General features: G+C 63.1%; 32 protein-coding genes. All 32 read left to right on the forward strand.

The genetic code is table 11. The annotated features are described in order from the left end of the window. The first annotated feature begins 255 nt into the window (after positions 1–255). The 32 genes from FQ137_RS14550 (at position 256) to FQ137_RS14700 (ending at position 23,481) form a co-directional block, all read left to right on the forward strand. The gene (locus FQ137_RS14550; RefSeq protein ID WP_149293355.1) at positions 256–555 is read left to right on the forward strand and encodes a hypothetical protein; all 300 of its coding nucleotides are present in this window, start codon (positions 256–258) and stop codon (positions 553–555) included. Then, complete coding sequence (locus FQ137_RS14555) at positions 542–1,378, forward strand: hypothetical protein (RefSeq protein ID WP_149293356.1); 837 nt, start codon at positions 542–544, stop codon at positions 1,376–1,378. Before FQ137_RS14550 ends, FQ137_RS14555 begins: the two co-directional genes overlap by 14 nt. Beyond that, the gene (locus FQ137_RS14560) at positions 1,375–1,890 is read left to right on the forward strand and encodes a hypothetical protein (protein ID WP_149293357.1); all 516 of its coding nucleotides are present in this window, start codon (positions 1,375–1,377) and stop codon (positions 1,888–1,890) included. The genes FQ137_RS14555 and FQ137_RS14560 overlap by 4 nt, the downstream gene beginning before the upstream one ends. Further along, a complete protein-coding gene (locus FQ137_RS14565; RefSeq protein WP_149293358.1) occupies positions 1,887–2,324 on the forward strand; it encodes a single-stranded DNA-binding protein in 438 nt (145 codons plus the stop codon). The genes FQ137_RS14560 and FQ137_RS14565 overlap by 4 nt, the downstream gene beginning before the upstream one ends. Before the next feature lie 4 nt (positions 2,325–2,328). Next, positions 2,329–2,508: a hypothetical protein gene (locus FQ137_RS14570; protein ID WP_149293359.1), complete on the forward strand. Its 180-nt coding sequence runs from the start codon at positions 2,329–2,331 to the stop codon at positions 2,506–2,508. Continuing rightward, complete coding sequence (locus tag FQ137_RS14575; RefSeq protein ID WP_149293360.1) at positions 2,501–2,794, forward strand: hypothetical protein; 294 nt, start codon at positions 2,501–2,503, stop codon at positions 2,792–2,794. The genes FQ137_RS14570 and FQ137_RS14575 overlap by 8 nt, the downstream gene beginning before the upstream one ends. Further along, complete coding sequence (locus FQ137_RS14580) at positions 2,791–3,018, forward strand: DUF3310 domain-containing protein (RefSeq protein WP_149293361.1); 228 nt, start codon at positions 2,791–2,793, stop codon at positions 3,016–3,018. The genes FQ137_RS14575 and FQ137_RS14580 overlap by 4 nt, the downstream gene beginning before the upstream one ends. Before the next feature lie 241 nt (positions 3,019–3,259). Next, the gene (locus FQ137_RS14585; RefSeq protein ID WP_149293362.1) at positions 3,260–3,607 is read left to right on the forward strand and encodes a hypothetical protein; all 348 of its coding nucleotides are present in this window, start codon (positions 3,260–3,262) and stop codon (positions 3,605–3,607) included. A 79-nt stretch (positions 3,608–3,686) separates the two neighbouring features. Next, positions 3,687–4,016: a hypothetical protein gene (locus tag FQ137_RS14590; protein WP_149293363.1), complete on the forward strand. Its 330-nt coding sequence runs from the start codon at positions 3,687–3,689 to the stop codon at positions 4,014–4,016. Then, entirely contained in the window at positions 4,013–4,210 is a 198-nt protein-coding gene (locus FQ137_RS14595; protein WP_149293364.1) for a hypothetical protein, read from the forward strand. The genes FQ137_RS14590 and FQ137_RS14595 overlap by 4 nt, the downstream gene beginning before the upstream one ends. A gap of 423 nt (positions 4,211–4,633) precedes the next feature. Further along, positions 4,634–5,278, forward strand: a complete 645-nt coding sequence (locus tag FQ137_RS14600) for a hypothetical protein (protein ID WP_149293365.1) — start codon at positions 4,634–4,636, stop codon at positions 5,276–5,278. A gap of 294 nt (positions 5,279–5,572) precedes the next feature. Beyond that, positions 5,573–5,773, forward strand: coding sequence for a hypothetical protein (locus FQ137_RS14605; protein ID WP_149293366.1), 201 nt, complete (start codon positions 5,573–5,575; stop codon positions 5,771–5,773). A gap of 36 nt (positions 5,774–5,809) precedes the next feature. Beyond that, complete coding sequence (locus FQ137_RS14610; RefSeq protein ID WP_149293367.1) at positions 5,810–5,989, forward strand: hypothetical protein; 180 nt, start codon at positions 5,810–5,812, stop codon at positions 5,987–5,989. Next, positions 5,986–6,300, forward strand: coding sequence for an HNH endonuclease (locus tag FQ137_RS14615; RefSeq protein WP_149293368.1), 315 nt, complete (start codon positions 5,986–5,988; stop codon positions 6,298–6,300). Before FQ137_RS14610 ends, FQ137_RS14615 begins: the two co-directional genes overlap by 4 nt. Positions 6,301–6,418: 118 nt before the next feature. Continuing rightward, on the forward strand, positions 6,419–6,712 hold the full coding sequence (locus tag FQ137_RS14620) for a hypothetical protein (RefSeq protein ID WP_149293369.1): 294 nt from the start codon (positions 6,419–6,421) through the stop codon (positions 6,710–6,712). An 81-nt stretch (positions 6,713–6,793) separates the two neighbouring features. Next, complete coding sequence (locus tag FQ137_RS14625; protein WP_188065092.1) at positions 6,794–8,212, forward strand: terminase large subunit; 1,419 nt, start codon at positions 6,794–6,796, stop codon at positions 8,210–8,212. A gap of 13 nt (positions 8,213–8,225) precedes the next feature. Beyond that, positions 8,226–9,497 carry a phage portal protein gene (locus FQ137_RS14630; RefSeq protein WP_255584396.1) on the forward strand — a complete coding sequence of 424 codons (1,272 nt, stop codon included), beginning with the start codon at positions 8,226–8,228 and terminating at the stop codon, positions 9,495–9,497. Between the two features lie 431 nt (positions 9,498–9,928). After that, complete coding sequence (locus FQ137_RS14635; protein WP_255584397.1) at positions 9,929–10,729, forward strand: HK97 family phage prohead protease; 801 nt, start codon at positions 9,929–9,931, stop codon at positions 10,727–10,729. Further along, positions 10,726–11,940: a phage major capsid protein gene (locus tag FQ137_RS14640; RefSeq protein WP_149293371.1), complete on the forward strand. Its 1,215-nt coding sequence runs from the start codon at positions 10,726–10,728 to the stop codon at positions 11,938–11,940. The genes FQ137_RS14635 and FQ137_RS14640 overlap by 4 nt, the downstream gene beginning before the upstream one ends. 66 nt (positions 11,941–12,006) lie before the next feature. Further along, the gene (locus FQ137_RS15415) at positions 12,007–12,168 is read left to right on the forward strand and encodes a hypothetical protein (protein ID WP_188065094.1); all 162 of its coding nucleotides are present in this window, start codon (positions 12,007–12,009) and stop codon (positions 12,166–12,168) included. Next, positions 12,152–12,745 (forward strand): hypothetical protein, encoded by a 594-nt coding sequence (locus tag FQ137_RS14645; RefSeq protein WP_149293372.1) that lies wholly within the window; start codon positions 12,152–12,154, stop codon positions 12,743–12,745. Before FQ137_RS15415 ends, FQ137_RS14645 begins: the two co-directional genes overlap by 17 nt. Before the next feature lie 13 nt (positions 12,746–12,758). Further along, positions 12,759–13,100, forward strand: a complete 342-nt coding sequence (locus tag FQ137_RS14650) for a hypothetical protein (RefSeq protein ID WP_149293373.1) — start codon at positions 12,759–12,761, stop codon at positions 13,098–13,100. Further along, complete coding sequence (locus FQ137_RS14655; protein WP_149293374.1) at positions 13,100–13,366, forward strand: hypothetical protein; 267 nt, start codon at positions 13,100–13,102, stop codon at positions 13,364–13,366. Before FQ137_RS14650 ends, FQ137_RS14655 begins: the two co-directional genes overlap by 1 nt. 3 nt (positions 13,367–13,369) lie before the next feature. Next, on the forward strand, positions 13,370–13,591 hold the full coding sequence (locus tag FQ137_RS14660; protein WP_149293375.1) for a hypothetical protein: 222 nt from the start codon (positions 13,370–13,372) through the stop codon (positions 13,589–13,591). 6 nt (positions 13,592–13,597) lie between these two features. Then, the gene (locus FQ137_RS14665; RefSeq protein ID WP_149293376.1) at positions 13,598–13,978 is read left to right on the forward strand and encodes a hypothetical protein; all 381 of its coding nucleotides are present in this window, start codon (positions 13,598–13,600) and stop codon (positions 13,976–13,978) included. A gap of 77 nt (positions 13,979–14,055) precedes the next feature. Beyond that, positions 14,056–14,673, forward strand: coding sequence for a hypothetical protein (locus tag FQ137_RS14670; RefSeq protein WP_149293377.1), 618 nt, complete (start codon positions 14,056–14,058; stop codon positions 14,671–14,673). 105 nt (positions 14,674–14,778) lie between these two features. Next, positions 14,779–15,180, forward strand: a complete 402-nt coding sequence (locus FQ137_RS14675) for a hypothetical protein (RefSeq protein WP_149293378.1) — start codon at positions 14,779–14,781, stop codon at positions 15,178–15,180. Between the two features lie 5 nt (positions 15,181–15,185). Next, positions 15,186–15,560, forward strand: a complete 375-nt coding sequence (locus FQ137_RS14680; protein WP_149293379.1) for a hypothetical protein — start codon at positions 15,186–15,188, stop codon at positions 15,558–15,560. Continuing rightward, the gene (locus tag FQ137_RS14685) at positions 15,560–20,521 is read left to right on the forward strand and encodes a phage tail tape measure protein (RefSeq protein ID WP_149293380.1); all 4,962 of its coding nucleotides are present in this window, start codon (positions 15,560–15,562) and stop codon (positions 20,519–20,521) included. The genes FQ137_RS14680 and FQ137_RS14685 overlap by 1 nt, the downstream gene beginning before the upstream one ends. Continuing rightward, a complete protein-coding gene (locus FQ137_RS14690) occupies positions 20,518–21,300 on the forward strand; it encodes a hypothetical protein (RefSeq protein ID WP_149293381.1) in 783 nt (260 codons plus the stop codon). Before FQ137_RS14685 ends, FQ137_RS14690 begins: the two co-directional genes overlap by 4 nt. A 2-nt stretch (positions 21,301–21,302) precedes the next feature. Further along, positions 21,303–22,922: a hypothetical protein gene (locus FQ137_RS15455; RefSeq protein ID WP_223146523.1), complete on the forward strand. Its 1,620-nt coding sequence runs from the start codon at positions 21,303–21,305 to the stop codon at positions 22,920–22,922. Positions 22,923–22,932: 10 nt separating this feature from the next. Then, the gene (locus tag FQ137_RS14700) at positions 22,933–23,481 is read left to right on the forward strand and encodes a hypothetical protein (protein ID WP_149293382.1); all 549 of its coding nucleotides are present in this window, start codon (positions 22,933–22,935) and stop codon (positions 23,479–23,481) included. Positions 23,482–23,483 lie beyond the last annotated feature (2 nt).

Genomic DNA, 23,483 nt, shown 5'->3' on the forward strand with positions numbered 1-23,483 from the left:
AAGGATCACTGGTGCCGCCCGGATGAGCAGGTGCCCTATCACCTGTCAGATGCACGGTTGCAGCGGCTCGAGGAAGCCCGTCGCCGTGTTCGAGTTAAGGCTGAGGGTCGAACAGGTGATCGCAGTGACACATAACTCTACCTGCGGTGATGCTGTAAACTTGGGGACAAGAACGGCCCCGGCTGAACGCGCCAACGTTCAGGGGTTCCGGGGCCTGACCAACCCCCTTCTGGGACTAGCAGAAAGGAGCGGGCTATGACCTATCTTAGCCGCACCGAGTACCAGTCGATGCACTGGATTCAACGATACGAACTGACCCTCAACCAGCTCATCATGGAGCAACTTGAAGAGGTCCAGGAAGCACTACTGACTCGACGTGGATCGCTAATTGATGGCGCGTACGCCGCATACGATCAGCTCAACAAGTTCCGCCGAGAGATCATGCTCGGGGAATCACACCTACCCATCGAGGAACGTCGACTCATTGACGACTTGGTGAAGGTGCGCATGTCGTCGCATCCGCTGGAGGGCGGTGCTGCCGATGACCTGGTTTAAGGTCGATGACGGTTTCTGGTCGCACCCGAAGGTGTTGACGATGAGCGCAGAAGCCACATCGTTGTGGGTGCGGGCCGGGACGTACTCGTGCCAGCACCTCACGGATGGCTATATCGCCACTGGTCTGTTGCAGGTTCTTGGTAGCGAGGATGCTGCCCGTGAACTGGTTGGTAACGGGCTGTGGCTCGAGGCTGATGGCGGGTATGAGTTCCATGATTGGGATGACTACCAGGAGACGTCGGAGACGGTTAAGCGTAGGCGTGAGCAGGCGCGTGAGCGGCAGCGAAGGTTCCGCGAAGAACGCGAGAACAGAAAGAACGTCACACCGGGTGTAACGCGTGACACGACGCGTGACTCACGGGGTAGTTCTCAAAAAGTTTCTACCCCCGACCCGACCCGACCCGACCCGACCCGACCCGACCATTACTCTTCGTCGGCTAAGCCGCCGGCGGTGGCAGAGCCACCGAGGCAGGACGTCGAAGCACTATGCGACCGACTCCGAAACCACATCGCAGGCAACACCACCCGGACACCGAACATCACAGCGAAGTGGCGTACCGAGGCGCGACTGCTCCTGGACCGGGATGGCGTTCCGTTCGATGAGGCGGTCCGTGTCTTGGACTGGTGCCAGCAGGACTCGTTCTGGAAGTCCAACATCCTGTCGATGCCGAAGTTCCGTGAGAAGTTCCCGGCGCTACAGATCAAGTCGCACCAGCAGTCGAATGTGACCACGTTCCCGTCTCGGCCTACGGCGTCGCAGCGGGCACAGGCCCACCTCGACACCGTTGAGGAAGCCGTGCGGCTGATGGGTGGTGGGCAGTGAACCCGCAACTCGCAGCACAGTACGCCGCGCAGGTACTCGCCCGCGCCAACCTGATGGATGCACGAGTCCGTCAAGGTGATCCGGCGCAGACGGCGGTGTGGGCTGAGGTGATCGGTCGGCACAACCTCGACATCTCATACCTGTTGAACGCGGTCACCGCCTACTACGAGGAGCCTCGGGACCGCACTGTCCAGGTGGGTGATGTGATCCGCATGGCGCGTGATCTTCGCCAGCGTGACGCGATGGTCGACAACACGCACGCATTGACGGCTAATCACGCCACAGGCGCACTCCCAGCAGGTTCCGGCACATCAACCCACATGGGCGCAATCAACGCGACCGGGGAGCCGATCCAGGAAGCGTACGAGATTGACGGTGCCGGCCATCTCCCGTGCCCGAGCTGCCAGGCGCAGCCGGGTGAGACGTGTGGCCGCGATGGCCACGACTTCAAGATCCCGTGCGTGGCGCGTCTTGCGCTCGCATACCGCAACAGGAAGAGGAACCAAGCATGAGTAACAGCATGATCATCAAGGGCCGCGCAGGATCCGATGGAGAGGTTCGGTTCACGCCGTCGGGTGTCGCGTCCTGTTCGTTCTCGGTGGCTGATACGCCACGCAAGAAGGACCAGTCGGGCCAGTGGGTTGATGCAGGCCCAACGTTGTGGCAGCGGGTGCAGGTGTGGGGACCAGAAGCAGAGAAGGCCGGCGAAGAGGTCCGGAAGGGCGCACTGGTCACTGTCAGTGGTCGGGTGCGGGCTGATGAGTGGCAGGACAAGCAGACCGGGGAGACCCGTAAGTCCACGACTCTGGTGGCTGATGTGGTGTATGTGCATCCGCCGAAGGACCAGCAGGCTCGCCCGCAGCAGCAGGCGCAGCAGGATCCGTGGGGATCACAGCCGCAGCAGCAGGGCTTCGGAGGTGACAACGATGACCAGCCTCCGTTTTAGCCCGATGAGTGACGCCGATGACGTGACTGTGACTAAAGCCCAATTTCAGACGGTCCTCCGCCTGGCTCGCGCCGAAGCGTGGGACGAAGGCTATGACGCTGGCGAGGTCTGCGCGATGGACGCCATGTCCGACGACCATGCGTGTTTCCTCAACCCGTACCGGCAGGAGACCAGCGATGAGTGACGACAGGATCGAGCAGGCTGCACGGGTAATCGGCAAGCACATGAGCCTGTGGGACATGCAGGGCCGACCCGACGTTGATGGCGGGATCGACATGGCATTAGCCCGCGAACTGCACGATGCTGGACTACTCGCACCCGCGTCACTGCTGGATGTACAGGATCGCGCATGGACAGAGGGGTGGGCCGCGTGCGACGAGTGGCGGACGATGGCACCAGCCAGCCAACCAGAGCCGGCCAGCCCTTACTCGCAAGATCGGACCGAGGGTGACTGGAGCACAGACCAGTGACCGAGCAGGTTCGCCCGGACTATTACCGGTTCCCCAGCGGTGTCGAGGTCATCGACATCAGCGAGTGGTTGACCGGGAATGGGGCGCAGGTGGTGCAGTACGTGGCCCGAGCTACTCGCACGGATGGTGTGGTGAAGGGCGACCCGTTGGGGGATTTGCGGAAGGCGTCCCTGTTGTTGTATCGGGAGATTGTTCGGCTCGAGCGTGAAGGTGACGACAAGTGAGTAAAGACCAGCACGGGCGCGGACCCGCACTACGGGCCATAGACAAGGTGTTCGCATCTGTCAGTGGCAAGCGGATCGCAGAGTTTGCATACTCCGTCTTCTACGTCGTGACGTTGCTCTTGTTCTTCCAACTCGATCTGGAACTGTGGGCAAAGTTTCTTGGGGTAGCTCTGGTCACGTTCCTGAGCGGTTCGGCGTACGCGGTTGGGACATGCGACAGAACCCGAAGTGAGGACGAACCATGAGCCGATCCAAGGCCAAGGGCACCGCGATGGAAACACTCATCGTCACCGCGCTACAGGAACACCTCGGCCCGGAGATATGTCGGCGCACCACCAGCGGGGCGAAAGACCGCGGCGACATTCACGGCCTGTACATCCGCGGGCTACGCACGGTGGCCGAGGTGAAGAACACCAAGGCCACCCAGCTCGGAACCCACTGGAACGAAGTGGAGATCGAGCGAGGCAACGACGACGCCGACGTGGGGATTTTGATCCACAAGCGTCATGGAAAGGGGCAGGCGTTGGACCAGTGGGTGACGCTCACGGTTCGGGAACTGCTCACCATCATCACCGGGGAGAGACCATGATTCATTGGCTTGCACAGATCCCGTCCCTGCCCACGTTCACCGGGTGGGCAGCCATGCGCCGAATGGCAGAGGGCGGTGCATGGTGGTGAACGACGAGCAGATCGAACAGGCAGCACAGGTCGCCGCATCCGCAATGGACGGATACAGCGAGGGTGCGTGCCACATAGATCACTACCGCATCATCGCCAGCGCATTGCACGCCGCTGGGCTTCTCGCCCCCGAACCACTGCGCGAGGAATGGGGACTCCGGTACATGAACCTTGCAGACGAGCCGATCTACACCTCGAAGTCTGCCTCCCGTCAGGACGCAGAGAGCGCGGCATGTGACGGCGACCAGTTAGTGCGCCGACTTGTAACCGACTGGCTGCCTGCGGACCGGGCCGAGGGTGACAGGAGGGCAGACCGGTGACTGATCCGCAGGAACACATCTTCGCCATCGTTGACGCTAACGGCGACCTCAACACCCAATCAGCGTCCGGCAGGTGGGCATTCCGAACCCTCAACCCCGCAGCAGAGCGGGCACACCGGGACAGGAATGTGGACATCTTCCGCCCGCAGCATGTGCGGGTGGCCCGCTACAAGTTCGACGGGTGGGCGACATGACCTGGACATGCGACGGCTGCGGTGCAAGCACCCCCATCCAGTACAGGTGGGACCACGACTGCCCCAACATCTACCGCGTCTACTCCCCCACCCGCCAAGAGACCGGACTAGTCACCGGGGATTGGGGGCACGCTAACGGTAGGTGCGGGGCACTCAACCAGGCGTGTGTGACGAACGATCTGACCGCTGACTGGATCGTGCAGACGGCCACCCCGAGATGGGAGAACCAATGAACCCAGTTTGGTACCAAACCTTGTTCAGTCGCGGCGAAGCAGATCAGTGGGTCGAAGTCCACGCCGTCAATAACAACAGAGACCTAACCGGAATCCGGATCGAAGTCGGCGAGGGTGACGACATGTGCGAGGTAGGACTGACTGTCGCGGAAGCTCGCAGGATGGCCGCATACATTTTGGAGGCGACGGAGTGACCGACACCTTCCTCGACCAGCACACCACCCGCACCCTCACCTCCGACCTCACCATCATCGCCACATCCTCAACCGAACTACTCCGCATCGCACGCAGAGAAGTCTCACCGCCCGGAGGACGAGCAGCACGCAACCCCCGCACACCAGGCAGCCGGCCACCACTAAACCTTGGCGCACTATCCGTAGCCAACGAAGTACACGACTGCCTCGCCGGCTGGGCACGCAACCTCAAAGCCGACACCAACATCCCCATGCCCGCACACATGGACGACACCGGCCTCGCCTTGCACCTCAAGTACCACGCCCACCGCATCGCACAACAACCCTGGGCTGAGGACTGCGCCAGCGAGATCAACGGTTGGGCCACCACCATCCTCGCAATAACAACCCCGCCCCCGGAGAAGAAGCTGGAAGACTACACCCCAGCCCAACGCCGGGAGGGCATGTCCATCGCCAAGGTCGACGCACCCACATGCGCCGAACTCGTAGCCGAATGGACAAACGGCGATCACACCCCGACTCCCGACCAGATCCGCACATGGGGCAAGCGCGGGCACGTGACTAGGTTCGGGCCGACAGGCCGTTCTATCTACTCGCCCCGCGAGGTGATCGACCACATGCGGAGACGCAAACAAGCGTGACCTGCACTGTCCAAGTCGTATGATATGATTCACCATAGGTGAGTGACGTGCCCGTGCGGGGGACGTCCTCACCTTTGTTGTTCCCGCGGTCCCTACCTTCCGCGAGCCGAACACCGAGAGACGCACCGCCTCGGCAAAGCGCGGTGCCCACAAACAACCCGACCCCCTCAGACTTCCCGGTCGTCGTCGCTCGCGATCAACAATCGACAGGCCCCGCTTCGATGCGAGGGCGCGCACCCACGCGAGGCGCAGCGACCGGGACACAACCACCCCCCACCAGAAGGGGACACCCCAATGCCAGGCACAGGCATACACCTAGCCACACTCACCATCACCCTCACGATGGACAGTGACGGCACCGAACAACTCACCATCGAACACGCAGACAACCACAGCACTGCACAGTTGGTGGGCATGTTGGAGATGGGTAAGGACATGGTGTTGCGGGCAGACGACTGGTGCGACTGCCACGACCACGAGTGCGACCACGACTAGCCCACACCCTGACGGGCGAGACCACGGGAGGCGACCGTGACACTCACACCCCAAGCACACCAAGCAGTCGAACACCTCGATGTCACCGGCATCGACGCGCTCATCGCACTCACCCACGCTGACATCACATGGCACAACCCAACCTTCGAACGCAGAGCATGGGAAGCCATCGACGCACTACTCGACCGACGCAACACACTCACAGGCCAAACATGACCACACCCAAGGTCAACCGCAGCACCCGCAACTGGCGAAAACTCAAAGAAACATTCCGCACCCAAAGCCAAACAACCAACGCACCATGCTGGCTCTGCGGACAACCCATCGACTACACAGTCAACACAGACGACTACGGATACCACCCCGACGCCTTCGAACCAGACCACTACCACCCCGTCAAAACACACCCAGAACTACGCGAAGACCCCGCAAACCTCCGCCCCTCACACGCATCATGCAACCGAACACGCGGAGACACCGACCCCACCGACCTACTCACCATCGGAGACCAATCCCGAACCTGGTAACCAAGGGGGTAGGGGGTCAACATCACCAGAAACGAACACCGCGGACCAGTCCGGGCAGGTATCGGGTCCTCCCTCCCCCGGGGTTGAGGTGGGGTCGCGCGCGATAGGAGGCCGGATTATGTCTGATGATCAGGGTGCGCAGCGGCGTGAGCTCGAGAATGCGATCGAGGTGGCCTCTCATTTGACGTATATGGATGCGGCGACGGTGGAGTTGGCGCGCGCGCACGCCGATCACTTGGATGCGGCGTTCGGTGCGGGGTATGAGGAGACGCATCGGGCGATGTATGGGCCGACTGCGACTTATCACAAGATCTTGGCCTCTCTGGGGTTGAACCCGGAGGGCCGGCTGAAGCTCGGTTTGACGGAGGCCGAGGAGGACGACGAGATGTCGGAGTTCGAGGGGGCAGGTTAGATGCTGCGGGGCAGCGAGACCCCGCGGTTGTTCACTCCCCCGCGGCGGGAGCTCACACCGGAGACTTCTCTGGGGTTCGAGGTGTGTGACTTCGCGGAGCGGGTCCTTAAGACGCCGATGCTTCCGTGGCAGCGGTGGTTCCTGGTTCATGCGCTCGAGCTGAATGAGGATGGGTCGTTCCGGTTCAAGACTGTGTTGCTGTTGGTGGCGCGGCAGAACGGTAAGACTCATCTTGCTCGGGTGTTGTTGTTGTGGCGCCTGTTCGTGGATGGGCCGAAGCGTAATGGTCATCCGCCCCGGATTCTGGGTGCGGCGCAGACTTTGTCTGATGCCGAGGACACGTGGGATGAGGTTCTGGATCTGGCGGAGTCGCGGCCGGCGTTGAAGAAGCGGATGTTGCGGCCGGAGCGTCGGAATGGTAAGCGCACGATCCGACTCAAGTCGGGCGCCCGGTATGTGGTGCGTCCGCTCAAGCGGGAGGCGGGCCGCGGTCAGACTATCGATCTGTTGTTCCTCGATGAGTTGCGTGAGCATCGGTCGTGGGAGGCGTGGGATGCGATGTCGTCGACGACGTTGGTTCCTGCCAGGTCGCAGATTGTTGCTGCCTCGAATGCTGGGGATGCCCGGTCGGTGGTGTTGCGCGAGCTGCGGGATGGCTGTATTCGGGCGTTGGGTGATGACGATACGACGGGTGAGCGGGTCGGGTTGTTCGAGTGGTCTGCCCCGGAGGGTTGTGATCTGAACGATCGGGAGGCGTGGGCGCAGGCGAACCCTGCTTTGGGTCACACGCTGACGGTGGATGATCTGGCGGCGAAGCTGCAGGAGAAGCGGTCGAACACGGCTGGGTTTCGTACGGAGAACTTGTGCCAGTGGGTGACGGTCCTTGAGCCGGGGTATTTCCCGGAGGGTGCGTGGCCGGCGAGTTTGGACTCGCAATCGCGGCCGGCTGAGGGTGCGCGGTTGTCGCTGGCGCTGGATGTGTCGTGGGATCGGGCTCGTTCGCATCTGGTGGTGTGTGGGCAGCGGGCGGATGGTCGCTGGCATGTTGAGTTGGTGGCGTCGCGTCCGGGTACTGAGTGGGTGATTCCGTGGCTGGTCGAGCGTCTTCCGGTGGAGGGCGGGGCTGGCTGGTGGGATGGCCGGCTGGTGGTGCAGGCGCGTGGTGCCCCTGCGTCGGCGCTGAAGGATGATCTGACGGCTGCTGGGGTCGAGGTCATCGAGTGGGGTGGCCCTGAATTGTCGGCGGGTACGGGACGGTTTTATGACGCTCTCGTGCAGGGTCGGATCACGCACTTGTCGCAGCCTGTGTTGGCGGCGTCGGTGCGTGGGGCGAAAGACAAGGCGTCTGGGGACGCTACGTGGATTGACCGAAGAAACTCTGTGGGTGATGCGTCTCCCTCGATCGCGGCGGTTGCCGCGTTTTGGGACGCGACTCGTCCGACCGAAGATGCGCCGACCTCGGTGTATGACAACGAAGACTTTGAGTTGCTCGTGCTGTGAAAGGCGGTGAGGAATGCGTATCGCTTCATGGCTCGGGTTTAAGCCCGTTTCGCCTATCCCTGATGTGATGGTTACTGCCGCTCCGATTGTGGAGACGTTGCAGGCGCAGGCGATGGGTAAGAGCGCGGACACGTTATGGAAAGAGCAGCCGCATCTTCGGACGGTGATCGACTTCCTGGCCCGTAATGTGGCGCAGCTCGGGGTTCACGCTTTCGAGATGCAGGGCGATGAGGGCCGGGTCCGGATGCGGGACGGCCTGTTGCCGGCGGTGTTGCGTAGGCCGAACCCGGAGCAAACGGGCTACGAGTTTTGGCGGGCTGTGGTGTCGGATCTGGCACTGTATGACTCTGCCTACATCATGGTGATCGCGGTGGAGGGCGACGGTTACCACCTTCGGACGATCCGTCCGTCGTGGGTGACGAGTTTTATCGGTGCTGATGCGTATTCGGTTTCTGGGTACGTGGTGAAGTTCCCTGGCACTGATCGCCCGATTGAGGTGCCGGCTGAGAATGTGGTCGCGTTCCACGGTTGGAATCCGGTCGACGAGTTGACGGGTTCGTCTCCGGTGAATGCGCTGCGGTCGATTCTGACTGAGCAGATCCAGGCGCAACTGTTCCGTGAGCAGGTGTGGCGTCGGGCTGGGCGTGTCGGTACGTATTTGACGCGCCCGAAGGATGCTGCGCAGTGGTCGAAGGAGGGCCGCACACGGTTCAAGGAGCAGTGGTCGTCGGCGTACTCGAATAATGGTGCTGCTGCTGGTGCCACCCCGGTCCTCGAGGACGGGATGGAACTGAAGCGGGTCGGCTTCTCCGCTAAGGAGGAGGAGTACATCGATGGCACGAAGTTGGCGCTGTCGACTGTGGCTGCGGTGTACCACGTGAATCCGACGATGGTTGGCTTGTTGGATAACGCGAATTACTCGAATGTGCGCGAGTTTCGGCGGATGTTGTACGGGGAGACGTTGGGGCCGATCATTGCCCATCTTGAGGGTCGGCTCAATTCGTTCTTGTTGCCGAAGCTCGGTTATGACGATCCGTCGGTGTATGTGGAGTTCAACACTGAGGCTCGTCTGCGGGGGTCGTTCGAGGAGCAGGCGCAGGTGATGCAGGCGTCGATCGGTGGCCCGTGGATGACGATCAACGAGGGTCGTGCGCGCCAGAATCTTCCGGCTGTCGAGGGTGGCGATGCTTTGATCCGCCCGCTGAATGTGACACAGAACGGGAGTCAGACGCCGATCCCTGCCGCTTCTGTTGACGATTCGAATGATGGTGGTGACGAGGGGTGACGATTCGAGTCGTCATTGGACCGCCGTGTGCGGGTAAATCTACATACATCGCAGAGCACGCGACTGTCGGTGATGTGACGGTTGATTTTGACCGTATGGCTGGGGCGTTGGGTTCGGAGAGTTCGCACGATGCCCCTTCGGCGGTCATTAAGGCGACCCTTGCTGCCAGGTCGGGGGTTGTAGGTCTCGCACTGAAGGAGTGGGAGTCCTTAGATGGGGACGTGTGGTTCCCCTACTCGTCGCCACCTAAAGGGTTACTTGAACGGTTCGCTGAAGAGGGCGCCGATTTCATCGTGGTTGATCCCGGCATAGACGAATGTTTGGCCCGCGCTGAAAGAGATGGCCGACCAAAAAGCGCCGCTGACGTGATTCGGAAGTGGTACGACAATCCGCCTGAGATTCCGAAAGGAAGCGGAGAGAAGGGGACGAACGTGATCACCTCCACAATTGACAGGCCAATCGAGATTAAGGCTGGCCCCGATGATGGGCTCGCGGAGGGCGAGTTCACCGCGTACGCGTCGGTGTACGACAACGTCGATTCGTATGGCGATGTCGTGACCAAGGGCGCGTTCGCTAACACCCTCGCCGAGTGGAAAGAGTCGGGCGCCCCGATCCCCCTGTACTGGGGCCATAACATCGCGGACCCCGATTTCAACATCGGCGAGATCGTCGAGGCTGTCGAGGATGACCGCGGTCTGCTGGTGAAGGCGCGACTGGACCTGGACAATCCGAAGTCGGCGCAAACCTATCGACTCCTCAAGGGGCGTCGGGTTCGGGAGATGTCGTTCGGATTCTCCACGGTGAAGGCGACCGACGCTGAGCGCGACGGACGATATGTGCGGCAACTCGATGAGGTCAAACTGTTCGAGGTGTCGGTAGTCCCCGTTGGTGCGAACCCTGACACCGAGGTGATCGCTGTCCGTGCTGCCGCGTCGTCGTTGGCGATGCAGGCCAAGGCCGGGCGCACCTTCTCGACGAAGAACGAGGACACGATCCGCGACGTGGTCACCGAACTGCGTGACGCCGCGGACTCACTCGAATCCATGCTTCCCTCCCCCGTCACCGATGACGAGGACGAGGGCACGCCGGCTGACACCGGCGACACAGACGACCAGGACAAGGCCAGCGCAGAAGGGTCCGTCGAGGGTAAGTCCTCGGCCAGCCCGGATGTGTCCGTCGATGCCTGGGCGGCACAGATCAACATCCTGACTATGAAGGGAGTCCCCCGATGAACTGGGAGACCAAGCGCGCCGCCCTGATCGCGGACGCAAGCAAGATCGTGGACGAGGCGAAGGCCGCGGACCGCGCACTGACCGATGATGAGCGCACCAAGCTCGACGAGATCACTACCGAGGTCAAGTCGGGCGACGAGCACGCCGAGAAGGCTAAGCGTGACGGTGACCTGTTCCAGTCGATCGCCGGGCTGGGCGCGAAGTCTCGCCGCGGTGCCGGGGAGCGCGGTGCAGGGATGGAGGCGAAGTCGCTCGGTGAGCACTTCGTCGCCTCCACCGAGGATGATCGCTCGGAGGTTAAGGGTAACCGTTTCGCGGTGACCGCCCCCGAGTTCAAGGCCCCGAACACGATCGGTGGCTGGACGGCCGGCGCGCCGGTTCTGACTGACTACGATCGCACTGTTGTCCGCGCCAAGCGTGACCGCCCGGTCATCGCTGACCTTCTCGGGTCGGGCGCGATTTCTGGCAATGCGATCTCCTACTTTGTTGAGGGCGCGCTCACCGGCGACTTCGGCACGGTGGCGGAGGGTGCGACCAAGCCGGAGCTCGAGTTCGGTACCCCGACTGCTGTCGTTGACGCTCTCAAGAAGATCGCCGGCTGGACCAAGTTCTCCGACGAGCTGATTGAGGATGCCGATTTCCTCAAGACCGAGATCGATGTCCGGATGCTGTACCGGCTCGCGATGGTCGAGGAGACGCAACTGCTCAACGGTAACGGCAGTGGGCAGAACATTCTTGGCCTGCTCAACCGTTCCGGTGTGCAGACCGAGACCGCGGCAGCCGCAGAGGATGAGGCTGATGCGCTGTTCCGCGCGATGACCAAGGTGTCGACCGCGACCGATCTCACCGCTGATGGCATTGTCATCAACCCGCTCGACTACCAGTCGTTCCGTCTGAACAAGGACGGCAATGGCCAGTACTTCGGCGGCGGTTACTTCACCGGCCAGTACGGTGTCGGTGGCGTTCCGGAGCAGCCCCCGCTGTGGGGTCTGCGCACCATCGTCACTCCGGCGATCGCGGCCGGTACGGTCCTGGTCGGCGCGTTCTCGCAGGGCGCCACGGTGTACCGCAAGGGCGGCGTGCGTGTCGACGCTGCCAACACCAACCAGGACGACTTCATCAACAACCTCGTGACGCTGCGTGTCGAGGAGCGTATCGCCCTGGCGGTGCGTTACCCGTCCGCGTTCGTCAAGGTCTCGCTCGCGGCCTGAGTGACCGACTACTAGCCGCCGGGGCTGCCCATGTCAGCAGCCCCGGCGGTGCCGGAAGGGAGCATCATGCGTGAGTATGAAGTGAAGATTGGCGGCATTGCCCACACGGTGCAGTTGGCCGACGAGGATGTGGAGCGGTACGGGGCCGTCGAGCATAAGGGTCAGAAGGTGGCCCGCAAGTCTGCCCCGAAGACGAAGCCGGCGGTGTCCGGTGACAGCTCCGATTGACCTGTGGGCGGACCTGCCTATCGATGGCGAGACAGCGCAGGCACTGTCTGGCGGGATGCTGCTGGCAGACTCTGATGACAGTGCGGCCTCGGTGCGGCGGATCCTGTCGTGGGTGCGCACCTACTGTGGCTGGCATGTGATCGGCGAGCGTGCTGAGACGTTGATCGTCGACGGCACCGGGGCATCGACAGTTCATCTGCCGACGTTGCGGGTGGTCGATGTGGCTGAGGTGTCCGAGGAGTGGTGGACCGGGCAGGGCGTCGAGACGAGCCTGCTGCCCGCCACGGGATATTCGTGGTCTGTTCATGGGGTTGTGGAGAAGCGGTCCGGTGTGTGGACGCGTGAGCGGCGAGGGGTCAAGGTCTCTCTCACTCACGGGTTCGATGCCGCAGACGACCTGCTCGGGGTGGTAGTTCATGCCGCGGTGCGGCATACCAGCGCCCCGGACGGTAACGCGTTGGCCCGGGTGGGAGACATCTCCTACCAGTCCAGTGGTGCTGGCGCGGCCGGAGGGTCTGCGTTTCTGCAGTCGGAGTACGCAGTGCTCGATCACTACCGGCTTAACCCGGGGGTGTGAGGTGTCTGCGTTCGTGGATTCGTTGGTGGTTCTGCGTCCGCGTATGACGGTCGACCGGTACTCGTCGGTCGAGAAACCGGATTGGACGTTGCCGCCGGAGCGGATCACTGTCCCGTTCCTGGTGTCTGTTCAGCCGCTCTCGTCGAGCGAGGACGGACCGGAGCGTCCGGCAGTCACGACGACGTGGCGACTCCTCACACCGCCCGGCCGGGATCTGGATTTGCGGTCGGTGGATCGGGTGGAGGTCAACGGCGAGATGACGATGTCGGTCGTCGGTGACGTGGCCCGGTACCGGGCAGGGGCGCCCGGCAGGGTTCACCACGTGCGGGCGGCACTCGAAAGGGTGGCCGGCTGATGGCTCTGTCGAAGGAGCAGTGGGAGCGGCTGAACCGCAACAAGTCGGTGCAGCGGGCGTGTGAGCAGGTGGCGCAGAAGGTTGCGTCGCGTGCCCGGCAGATCACCGCTGCCGAGGGTGGTGAGGCGTTGATTCGTGTGGAGTCTTCGCAACGTCCTCTCGGCAGGTGGCAGGCCCGGGTGGTGTCGGACAGTCCCGTCGAGGAGTACGGGGCTGAGAAGCAGAAACGGATTCGCGCCCTGGGGCGCGCCAGCAGGGAGGTTTAAAACATGGCACAGAAGGACAATGTCGACGTGTGTTGGACGTCGCATTCGGATTCGACGAAGGTCGGCACCGTCGAGGCACTACCCACCGGTGAGGCGCAGGCCGCAATGTCGACCGGTCTCGCACGTCGGGCGACAGAGGATGACAAGCGGTCGGCCGCAGCGAAGAAGGCTGCCGCCACCCGTAAGGAGTCCGCCGGGAACGACGACAAGGCCACGAAGAAGTGATCCGCGGTGCGTGACGTCGAAGCCGACCTGGTGTCGGCGCTGCGCACCTTGCTCGGCGTCGCGGCTGTCGGGGTGGATGTCGTCAGAGTCGACGACCATCTGCCGTACGTTTCCGTGTCGACCCTGCCGTCTCAGGAGGCGGAGTCGACGTGGGGTGGCCCGATGCGGTCGGTCTCAGACGTGGTGGACGTCGATATTGACGTGTACGCCACCGACCTTGGGGCCGTGTTCGACACCGCGGCAGAGGTCCGGCATTGGCTTCTGACTGATGCTCCGGGTCTTCCATTCCAGCCGGTCAATGTGCCGGTGTTCGCTCGGCGCCCTGATTTCAATGAGCGGGTGCGTCGTCGTGGCGCTGTGGTCCGTTTCCGGGCCCGCCACACCTGACACAACCAACTGCACGTTTTTCGTCCCCCGCCGGGTGGTCCGGTCGGGGGTTTTGTTTATGCCTAAGGAGGCACCCAGTGGCTACTAGCCTCACCAAGACCGGACCGAACTACAACCCCGATCTGATCGACTTCGCCAAGGAGGGGGCGGTGTTCGTCGCCCCGACCGGGACGGATGAGCCGACGGGGATGACCGCCTACGACACCCCGTTCGTTGACCTCGGCTACCTGTCCACGGACGGGATCGAGGAGAGCCTCGACGAGGAGAAGGGCGATGTCGAGGTCTGGCAGGCCGGCGGCAAGATCAAGGAGTGGATCAAGTCTCGGACGTTCACGTTCGGGTTCACGATGATGGCCCGCTCCATCGATACGGTGTCGGTGTTCTACGGCATCCCGGTGGACCAGTTCACCCTCATCCCGGCTGGCACTGATCCGGAGTCGCCGGCGTACTACGAGTGGACCGATGGTGGCGCCCCCGCCCTGGATGAGCGGTTCTTCGGGATCGACTACATCACCGGCGGCGGTACCGGTCACGATCGGATTCTCATTCCGCGTGGCGTGTTCTCGGATCGCGGTTCGATCACCCTCAACCGTGACGACACGATCAAGCTCGAGGGCACGATCACCGCACAGGTGTCGTCGCAGGGTTGGTCGATCAAGCGTCGCTCGACCGGTCTGGCTCTCACTCCCCCCTGACGGTTAATTCCCGTCCCCTAAACGGCCCCGGTCGTGCGCCTTGTCGGGCACGCACGACCGGGGTCTACCTATGCCCGACAAGCCCGACACTAAAGGAGGCCAATCGTGGCCAAGGTTCAGAATCTGTCCGAGATGCTCGCTAAGCGGAAAGAGGAGCTCGGTTCCAAAACTCGGTTCGAGTGGCCTGTAGACGACAAGAAGTCGTTCTGGGTGCTCGACCCCAAGTGCGCCACAGATGAGTGGCGTGACGAGTTCGCGCAGTTGCAGCAGGACTTCCAAGACGGAGATGTCCTGCCGTCCGACTTCCATCATGCGGCGATCGAGATGCTTCTCGACGATGACAAGTACGACCAGGCTGACGAGTACATCGCCATGTTCGACGGGTTCCCGTCTCCCCTGCAGGCGGCGTCCGATCTGCTGATGGAGACGCTTCGTGCGTGGAATGACCAGACGGACCCTACCCGGACGTCCTCGCGGAGTACCCGCAGGAATGTGAAGCGGCGCTAAGCGCCGTGTATGGCGGTGATCCGGTCGCCGATTTTTGGCATGGCCGGATCACCGCTCGCCGGCTGGTGGTGCTCATCAATGGGTTGCCGCCGGATTCGGCGTTGCATCGGGCACAGACCGGCGGTCACGTGTGGACGTGGACCGAGTCGTTGCTGTGGATGATCGTCTATCTGCTGCAGGTGATCGATCAGCGGCTGGTGTGGCAGAAGCGTGCCAAGCCGAAGATGCCGAAGTGGACGACCTACCCGTGGTCGACCGAGTCGACGTCCGGTAGCGGGTCAAAGAAGCTCGGCGATCGCGGCGAGTTGACGAATGAGCAGGTCGAAGCGTGGCTGGACACGATCCGGCCCCCTCAACAATCCCAAGGCGGTGACCAGTAATGGCCGATAGTTCATCCGTCTGGGTGCCTGTCCTGCCGTCGTTCAAGGACTTCTCCAAGGGTATGGAGAAGGGCACGAAGGGCGCAGGCAAGGCGGCTGGGGACCAGATCGCGAAGGAGCTTGAGGCGGCAGTCTCCAAGTCGGAGACTGCCGTTTCTCGGGCGGCGCAGGCTGCGGAGAAGGCGCAGAACCGTGTCGCGGACGCGACCGGCAAGGTGCGTGTCGCGCAGGAGCAGTTCAACAAGGCTATTGAGTCTGGCGACCCGGTGAAGGTGGCCCGCGCTGAGGAGGCGTTGGCGACTGCTCGGCGCCGTCAGGGCGAGGCAACCACCGATGCTGAGGCCAAGTCGAAGGCATTGGCTGGGGCGCAGAAGAATCTCGCCTCGTCCCAGGAGGCGGTGACCAAGAACGCGCAGGAGCAGGCGCGTGAGGTGAAGGCGTCGGCACTGTCAGCCGAGCAGGCCGAGCAGGCGTCGAAGGATCTCGATACTGCGAACAAGGCGTTGGCCGCGTCGATGGTGGCGATCGTCGCCGGGGCCGCGGTGGTGGGTAAGGGACTGTACGATCTCGGGTCGCAGTTCGATGAAATGTTCGACACCATCCGTGTCGGTACCGGCGCGTCTGGTGACGCGTTCGCCGGGCTGCAGGAGTCGGCGTTGAAGGTCGCGCAAACGGTGCCCGCGATGGACGGTGGCCTGTCGCAGATCGGGTCGACGATGGCTGACCTAAATACCCGTCTGGGTGCGACGGGCGGGGATCTTGAGACGTTGACGGGCCAGTTCGTGCAGTTGACGAACATGGGCATCGACGCCGACATCAACTCAGTGTCGCAGGCACTGTCCGGGTTCGGGATTTCCGCCTCTGAGGCGCCGGCCGCGATGGACGAGTTGTTCCAGATTTCGCAGGCCACCGGTCTGTCGATCACTGAGCTCGCGGACTCGGCAGTCAAGGGTGGCCCGCAGTTGCGGCAGTTCGGGTTCGACATGGCCGACTCGGCAGCGTTGATCGGTTCGCTGGATAAGGCGGGCCTGGACGCGGACAAGACGATTGCCGGGATGTCTCGGGCGATGGTGGCGTTCGCCAAGGATGGCAGGGAGCCGAAGAAGGCGCTGTGGGAGACGGTCGTTGAGATCGAGAACTTCACCAATGCGGGCAATGATGTCGCGGCGCTGGATTTGGCGGGCAAGATGTTCGGCACTCGTGGAGCCGGCCAGTTCGTTGACGCGGTGAAGTCCGGGCAGTTGGCGGTCGACGACTTCGTGTCGGCTACGGGCGCGTCGTCGGACACCATCCTGGGTGTCGCGGAGGAGACGGCTGACTTTGCGGAGCAGTGGCAACTGTTCAAGCAGATGCTTGCTGTGGAGTTGGCGCCGGTGGCGCAGCGGGTCTTCGGGGCGATCTCGGAGGCGATGACCTGGTTCAAGGACAATGCGGTCCCTGCGCTGCGGGATATGGCCGACTGGGTGGGCCGCAACAAGGATGTGTTGTCGGCACTGGCGATCGTGGTCGGGTCGATGGCGGCAGGTTTGGTGATCGCCCGGACCGGGCTGATGGCGTTCACGGCCGCGCAACGCATCTGGAATGTGGTGACGTTGCTGTCGACGCAGGGCATGAAGGGCCTGAACATGGCGATGAAGGCCAACATGTTCGGACTGATTACCGGCGCGATCGTTGGTCTGGTTGCGGGCCTGACGTGGTTCTTCACGTCCACCGAGACGGGTAGGGCGATCTGGGAATCGTTCACCGGTGCCCTGTTGACCGGGTGGGAGTGGGTCAAGAACGCGTTCGCTACCGCGTGGGCGTTCATCAAGCCGGTCTTTGACGGTCTGTGGGGCGCGGCGCAGACTGTGGGAGCGTTCCTCGTCAACGGTTTCCTGCTCTACATTCGCACTCACTGGCTGATCGTGTCGACGGCGATCTCGGTCATCTGGAACACCATCCTCAGGCCCGTGTTCACTGCGCTCGCCGCGGTCGCATTGTGGCTGTGGAATGCCGTGTTGATGCCGGTGTTCGGCTGGATCAAGACCGGGTTCCAGCTCGTCGGTGCGGCGTTCTCGTTTTACTGGAACACCGTCATCAAGCCGGTGTGGAACGCGCTCGGTGCCGGTATCCGGTGGGTGTGGGCCAGCATTGTCCTGCCCGTGTTCGACGCGTTGAAGGCCGGCCTGGGGCTGGTCGGTGACACGTTTTCGTGGGTGTGGAACAACGTCATCAACCCGGTGTGGACTGCCTTGGGTAACGGCATCCGGTGGGTTGCCGACAATGTTGTGCATCCCGTATTTGAGGGTCTCAAGCGGGGTGTCGATCTTGTCGCGAAGGGGTTCGAGTTCGCCACGGATCTGATCGGTCGCGTGTGGGATTCGATCAAGGAGAAGACTGCGGCCCCGATCCGGTTCGTTATTGACACTGTCTACAACAAGGGCATTGTCGCGGTCTGGAACAAGGTCGCCGGCTGGCTGGGCATGGACGACAAGAAGCTCGAGACGATGCCGCTCGAGTTCGCGTCGGGTGGTGTCCTGCCCGGGTACACGCCGGGACGTGACGTGCATAAGTTTATCAACCCGGCAACGGGGCAGGGTCTCCACCTGTCGGGTGGTGAGGCGATCATGCGCCCGGAGTGGACCCGTGCGGTTGGTGGTGCTGCGGCGGTCGATCAGATGAACCGTGACGCCAAGTATGGGCGTGTCCGCAAGCATGGGCGTGAGGCTGCAGCCTTCGCTGACGGTGGCGTGTTGGCGTTCGCCAACGGCGGGATTGTCGCGGCGATGACCAGGATTGTGCAGCAGAAGTACCCGATGCTGCAGATGACGTCCGGTTACCGCAACTCCAATGACCTGCATGGTCAGGGGATGGCCGGCGACTTCTCGAATGGGTCCGGCAACACCCCTGCCCAGTTGGCGCTGGCGAACGATATTGCCGACACTTACCCGGGGTCAATGGAGTTGATCTATGACTCCCCCGGTTTCAATCGGACGATCAAGAACGGGCAGGTGGTCGGCCCGTTCGGGCAGTTCTACACCTGGGGCCAGGCCGGTAACCACCAGCATCACGTGCATTGGGCGATGAACACCCCGCCGACGATGCCGTTTGGTGGCGGCGTGTTCGAGGGCGGATCAGACGGTTCCAGCGCCGGGGGTGGTTCGATCATCGGCAGCATGGTGCGGTCGGCGATGGACGCGATCATGAACCCGATCATGAAGGCCATCCCCGAGGGTGGTGGCCTGATCGGCGGTCTCGGTAAGGGGCTGGGCGAGAAGGTGTACGGCACCTTCAAGGATTGGGTGCTGTCGAAGGTCCCTGCCGGTGGTGGCGGGCAGTACGGGAACATCGACCTCACCGGTGTGGCCGGCGACAATCTTGCGCTCGGCGAGGCTGCCGCGAAGCAGGTCGGCTGGACCGGAGCCGAGTGGGAGGCACTGAAGACGCTGTGGACGGGCGAGTCCGGGTGGAACAACAATGCCCAGAACCCGACCTCCACGGCCTACGGCATTGCCCAGTTCCTCGATTCGACGTGGGCCCCGTACGGGCCGAAGACGTCTGATCCGGCGAAGCAGATCGAGTACGGCATCCGCTACATCCAGGACCGGTACGGTACCGCGACCGGGGCGTTGTCGTTCTGGAATGCGCAGTCGCCGCACTGGTACGACGATGGCGGCTGGCTACCCTCTGGCGGTATCGGGGTCAACGAGTCCGGTAAGCCGGAGCCGGTGTTCACCAACCCGCAGTGGACACTCATCAAGTCGCTGGTCATCTCCACCGCGGAGTTGCTCGATCCGATCCGGTTGATGGCCCGTGATGGTCGGGACGCGATCAGTCATCTGAAGAAGATCGCCGACGACACCCGTCGCGGGGTGCAGCACCAGATCGATACCCGGATGGGTGCTGTGTCCGCTGCGGTGTGGGCTGCACTACCCGGCGAGGTGAAGGATGCTCTCACTGTCGCCGAAGCTGTCGGCGCGCAGTGGGAGAAGGTGTCCGGCTACCTGAACGAGAAGGCGATCGCCTGGTCGAAGGGTGAGTGGCCGATCGGGTCGGCCCGTACCCCGGTGGTCGAGCCTGGCCCGGGCTGGCAGCAGTTCCGTCTCGATGATTCGCTCGAGGAAGTTGCGCGCGCAAACGTCGATCTCGCAGAGCAGGTTATGGCCGGGAAACTTTCGCCCGGCAACGATCCGGTCGCCAATGCCTTGTTCGACATTTTCGGTCGGGATCCGATCCTGCCGGATCTGGCGCGTATTGCTGCGATGGGCCCGAATGCGATCGAAGCCGCAACCGATGCGGCGTTGCACGCGTTCGAGACCGGGGAAACTGCCCGACTCGAGGAGTGGACTGCATCAAACTCGCAGTTGACCGAGGCGGTGTTGCGGGCCCGGGATGCGGCGATCGTCACCGGGCAGATGGTTCAGGGTGCGGTGAACGGCTACCTGAACTGGGCGATGGCGTCGGACACGCAGGGCCGGCAGGGGTCGTGGCAGGAGTATTTCCAGCACTACGGCGGCGAGTACGGCACCGCGCAGGGTGACTGGCTGCTGTCGCAGGTCGGGTTCGGCGGGATTGTGGGCGGCAAGTTCAAGGATTCGTTCGCGAACCTGCTGATCGCGACCGCGGAGTCGCCCCTGTTGTCGGCTCCTCCGATCCTGGACGACGAGGGCCGTGTGATCGGGTCTCAGTTGCCGGGCAGTACCCCGGAGGCAGTGGGGACAGTGGAGGCGCCGCAGGCTGTCGAGCTCGCGGAACCGCCGACGGTCACCCTGCCGGACGAGGCCATCGACCTCGATACCGCCCCGGTCGAGGCGGGCACGAAGGTGTCTATCGAGATCCCCGAAGGTAAGACTGCCCTGTCCATCGACGAGTTCAAGGAGATCCTTGTGCGCATTGATGAGCGGCTCGACAGCGTGGAGATTGCGATTGATGGGGAAGCTGATCCGGCGCCGCTCGGTCTCGGTGTGGGGGGTATCGCATGATCACCCTGACTTATACCGGGCCGGACGGTTCCTATTGGGAGTATGTGGGTGAGGGGCAGGGCCGTGAGGGTGTGGTGGCGGCGAAGCCGGACGGTTTTGTCGCTGACCCCGATGTGACGTTTGAGCCGGCCCCGGCGCAGGCTGGGGAGACCGCGTCCGGGTGGGTGCTCGGGTCGATGAAGGGCACCCTGGACCTGAACGTCTCGCCCCTGTTCATGGAGTCCGGCGATTCATTGCATCGCCTGTATGACCGGGTGGGCCGGTCGTGGTCGAAGCTCGAGGATGGGGAGTTGACGTGGCGGTCGGATGCGGGCGTGCTGATGCGGACCCGTGCCCGACTGGATGGCCTGTTCCCTACTCCGGATAAGTCGCCCGCCGGTCTGGGGGAACGCTTGCTGCGGGTGGGGTTCCCTGTCCGCTGCCTGGACGGGCTGTGGTTGGGCCCGATCTCGGAGTACAGCGGCCCGTCTGAGGTCGTCAATCTTGGGGACCTGGACGGGTACCCGCTCGTGGAGTGGTTGGGGTCGGGGGCGAAGGTGTCCGGCCCGGGCATCCCGCAGTTCACTCTGCCCGCTACGTCGCAGGCGGCGGTGTGGGACACCGATCCGGCCACCGGTGGGCTGGTCACGATTGATGGCCAGCCCGCGACTGTGCTGCGGCGGCTGTTGCGGGGCCGGGTCGCCCCGGTTCCGATCCCTGCCGGCCAGTCGGCCGCGTGGACGTTCACGGGCTGCACCGCTGTGATGCAGCCGAAGATCCTCAACCCGTGGGGTAGGTGAGCATGTCCGATTGGTCGGCTGAACGGCACGCCACCCTCGCGGCGGGCGGGATTGTGATGAAGCTCCTCGATAAGAATGGGGAGCCGATCGATGACCTGCACGGGTTTATCGATTGGGAGGCCCCGGAGGGGGTGAATGAGGAGACGACGTTTGTGGCGTCGTATCCGGCTGATCATCCGCTGGTGGAGACAATCATTCCGCTTGGTGGTTTGGATCCGGAGCGTCCGGAGGACACGTGGACCGAGTTGGTCCATAACGCCTTGTGGGTGTTGATCGAGACTGCTGGGGATGGGCCGAAGCCGCAGCGGCTGGTGTACCGGATTTTGCGGATCACTGATTCGCAGGGGTCACGTCGGCGCGGGTCGCACATGAAGATCGAGGCGGTGTCGCTGCACCGGTATGCCTCGCATATCACGTTCCGTGCTGACCCTGGGGCCCCGCTTATCGCGCAGCTCAAGTACCGCGACATTCGGGCTGGGGATTCTCTGCGGACGATCAAGGAGTCGTTCCTGGTCAATCTGATGCGCGAGTTCCAGCCGGGCGCGGTGACCGGCTGGGATCTGTGGGCGCCGTCGGCGTGGCAGAACGTGGTGGCGTCGCAGTGGCCGTGCATCGTCAACCCGATCAACCAGTCGACCACGACGGCGATGACGATCCTCGATTACCGGTTCGATTCGGGGTTCGAGGCGGTCAAGGAAACCCTGAACGCTGCAGGTCTGCTGCTGACGTTGGATATGTGGTTGGAGGGCGATCCGCAACCGTTCCCCGAGCACACCATCTTGACGATGCCGACGATCATTCTCGATGTCGTGCCGCGCCAGTTCGATACGTCGACCAGTGGGCATGTCGGCGACTTGTTGAAGGGCATCATCCGGCAGTACGACACGGATGCGAATGCGCCCCGGATTGGGTTGGCGGACACGAGTTCGACGGCGGCTGGGGTGCCAGCGTGGGTGGTGTGGCGTCCGGAGCATATGGCGTCGGTGACTTCCGAGTTCACGATCGCCAAGTCGGAGCTGTGGCATGTGACGGTGGGTGGCCGTTCTCCGGAAGCGTTGAACAAGCTGGTCGGGTCGGGGTCGAAGGCCGTGTTTATGGGTCTCGGTGCCGCCCTGGCGGGCGCGATCCCGGTGTTCGGTCCGTTGATCCAGGCGGCGGCGATCTTCCTCGGTGAAGTTGTCGGCGACAGTTTGAAGGACAAACTGTTCGCGTGGCAGGCGTTCTGGGACAACAAACGTAAGGCCGCGCATGGCCGGTTCGCGAACCGTGACGCTGTCGGCGCCGGTGATGGGTGGACCCTCAGTGCGTTCCAGCAGGGGTTCCAGATGCTCGCGCAGGGGGCGGGCGGGATCTCTGTCGGATTCCAGGTTGATGGGCGGGCCCCGTTCGAGTGGGGCCGCGATTACCGGGCTGGGGATCAGCAGGGTGTGGTTCATCGCGGGATTGTGTTCGCCACGTTTGTGTCGAAGACGGTGATTGGCCAGAAGCGTGGCGATAAGCGGTTGCGGGAGACGGTCGAGCTTGGTGATCCGCGGGTGCGTGAGGATCCGGTGGCGGTGTTGAACAGGTCGATCGTGTCGGTGAAGAACGCGGTGGATCGCGTGAAGACGTTTGTGATGTGAGGAGACGATGATGCCCGACGAGGTCAACCCTGACGAGTTTGTCGACGCGCCGGATCCGGAGCCTGTGGACGAGGCTGACGCGGATGACGCGGATGACGTGGCCGATCCGGGCACCGGATGTGAGAGCGGGGGGCGTGCCGATGAGCCGGACCCGGAGCCGGTGGAGACGCCTGAACAAGTACAGGCGCGCGTCATGGACGAGTTGTTCCCGTATCCGCGGGATGCGGAGTTTCACCGGTTGGCGTTCCTGTTTTTCAACATGCCTTTTTTGAAGGTGTCTGCGGAGACGGCGCACGCGTTGGCGGCGTGGGTGTTCGACTCGCTGGATTGTTCCGGTCCGGGGGTTGACGCGAAGGTGAAGTACGACGCGTTGGGAGGGTCGGGGGCGCCGCATGAGACGGGGCGGTGGATCAAGCGGGATGCTGAGCGTGTCGCGGTGGAGGTGACCACCCCCGATGTGGTGCTGACGGGCAAGTCGGAGGCGGAGTTGGCGCAGATTCTGATCGATGCCGAGGCCGCATTGAATGCGCATCGTGCGCGGACGGCGAAGGGTGTCTGAGT

The sequence above is a fragment of the Dietzia sp. ANT_WB102 genome (assembly GCF_008369165.1).
Taxonomy (GTDB): domain Bacteria; phylum Actinomycetota; class Actinomycetes; order Mycobacteriales; family Mycobacteriaceae; genus Dietzia.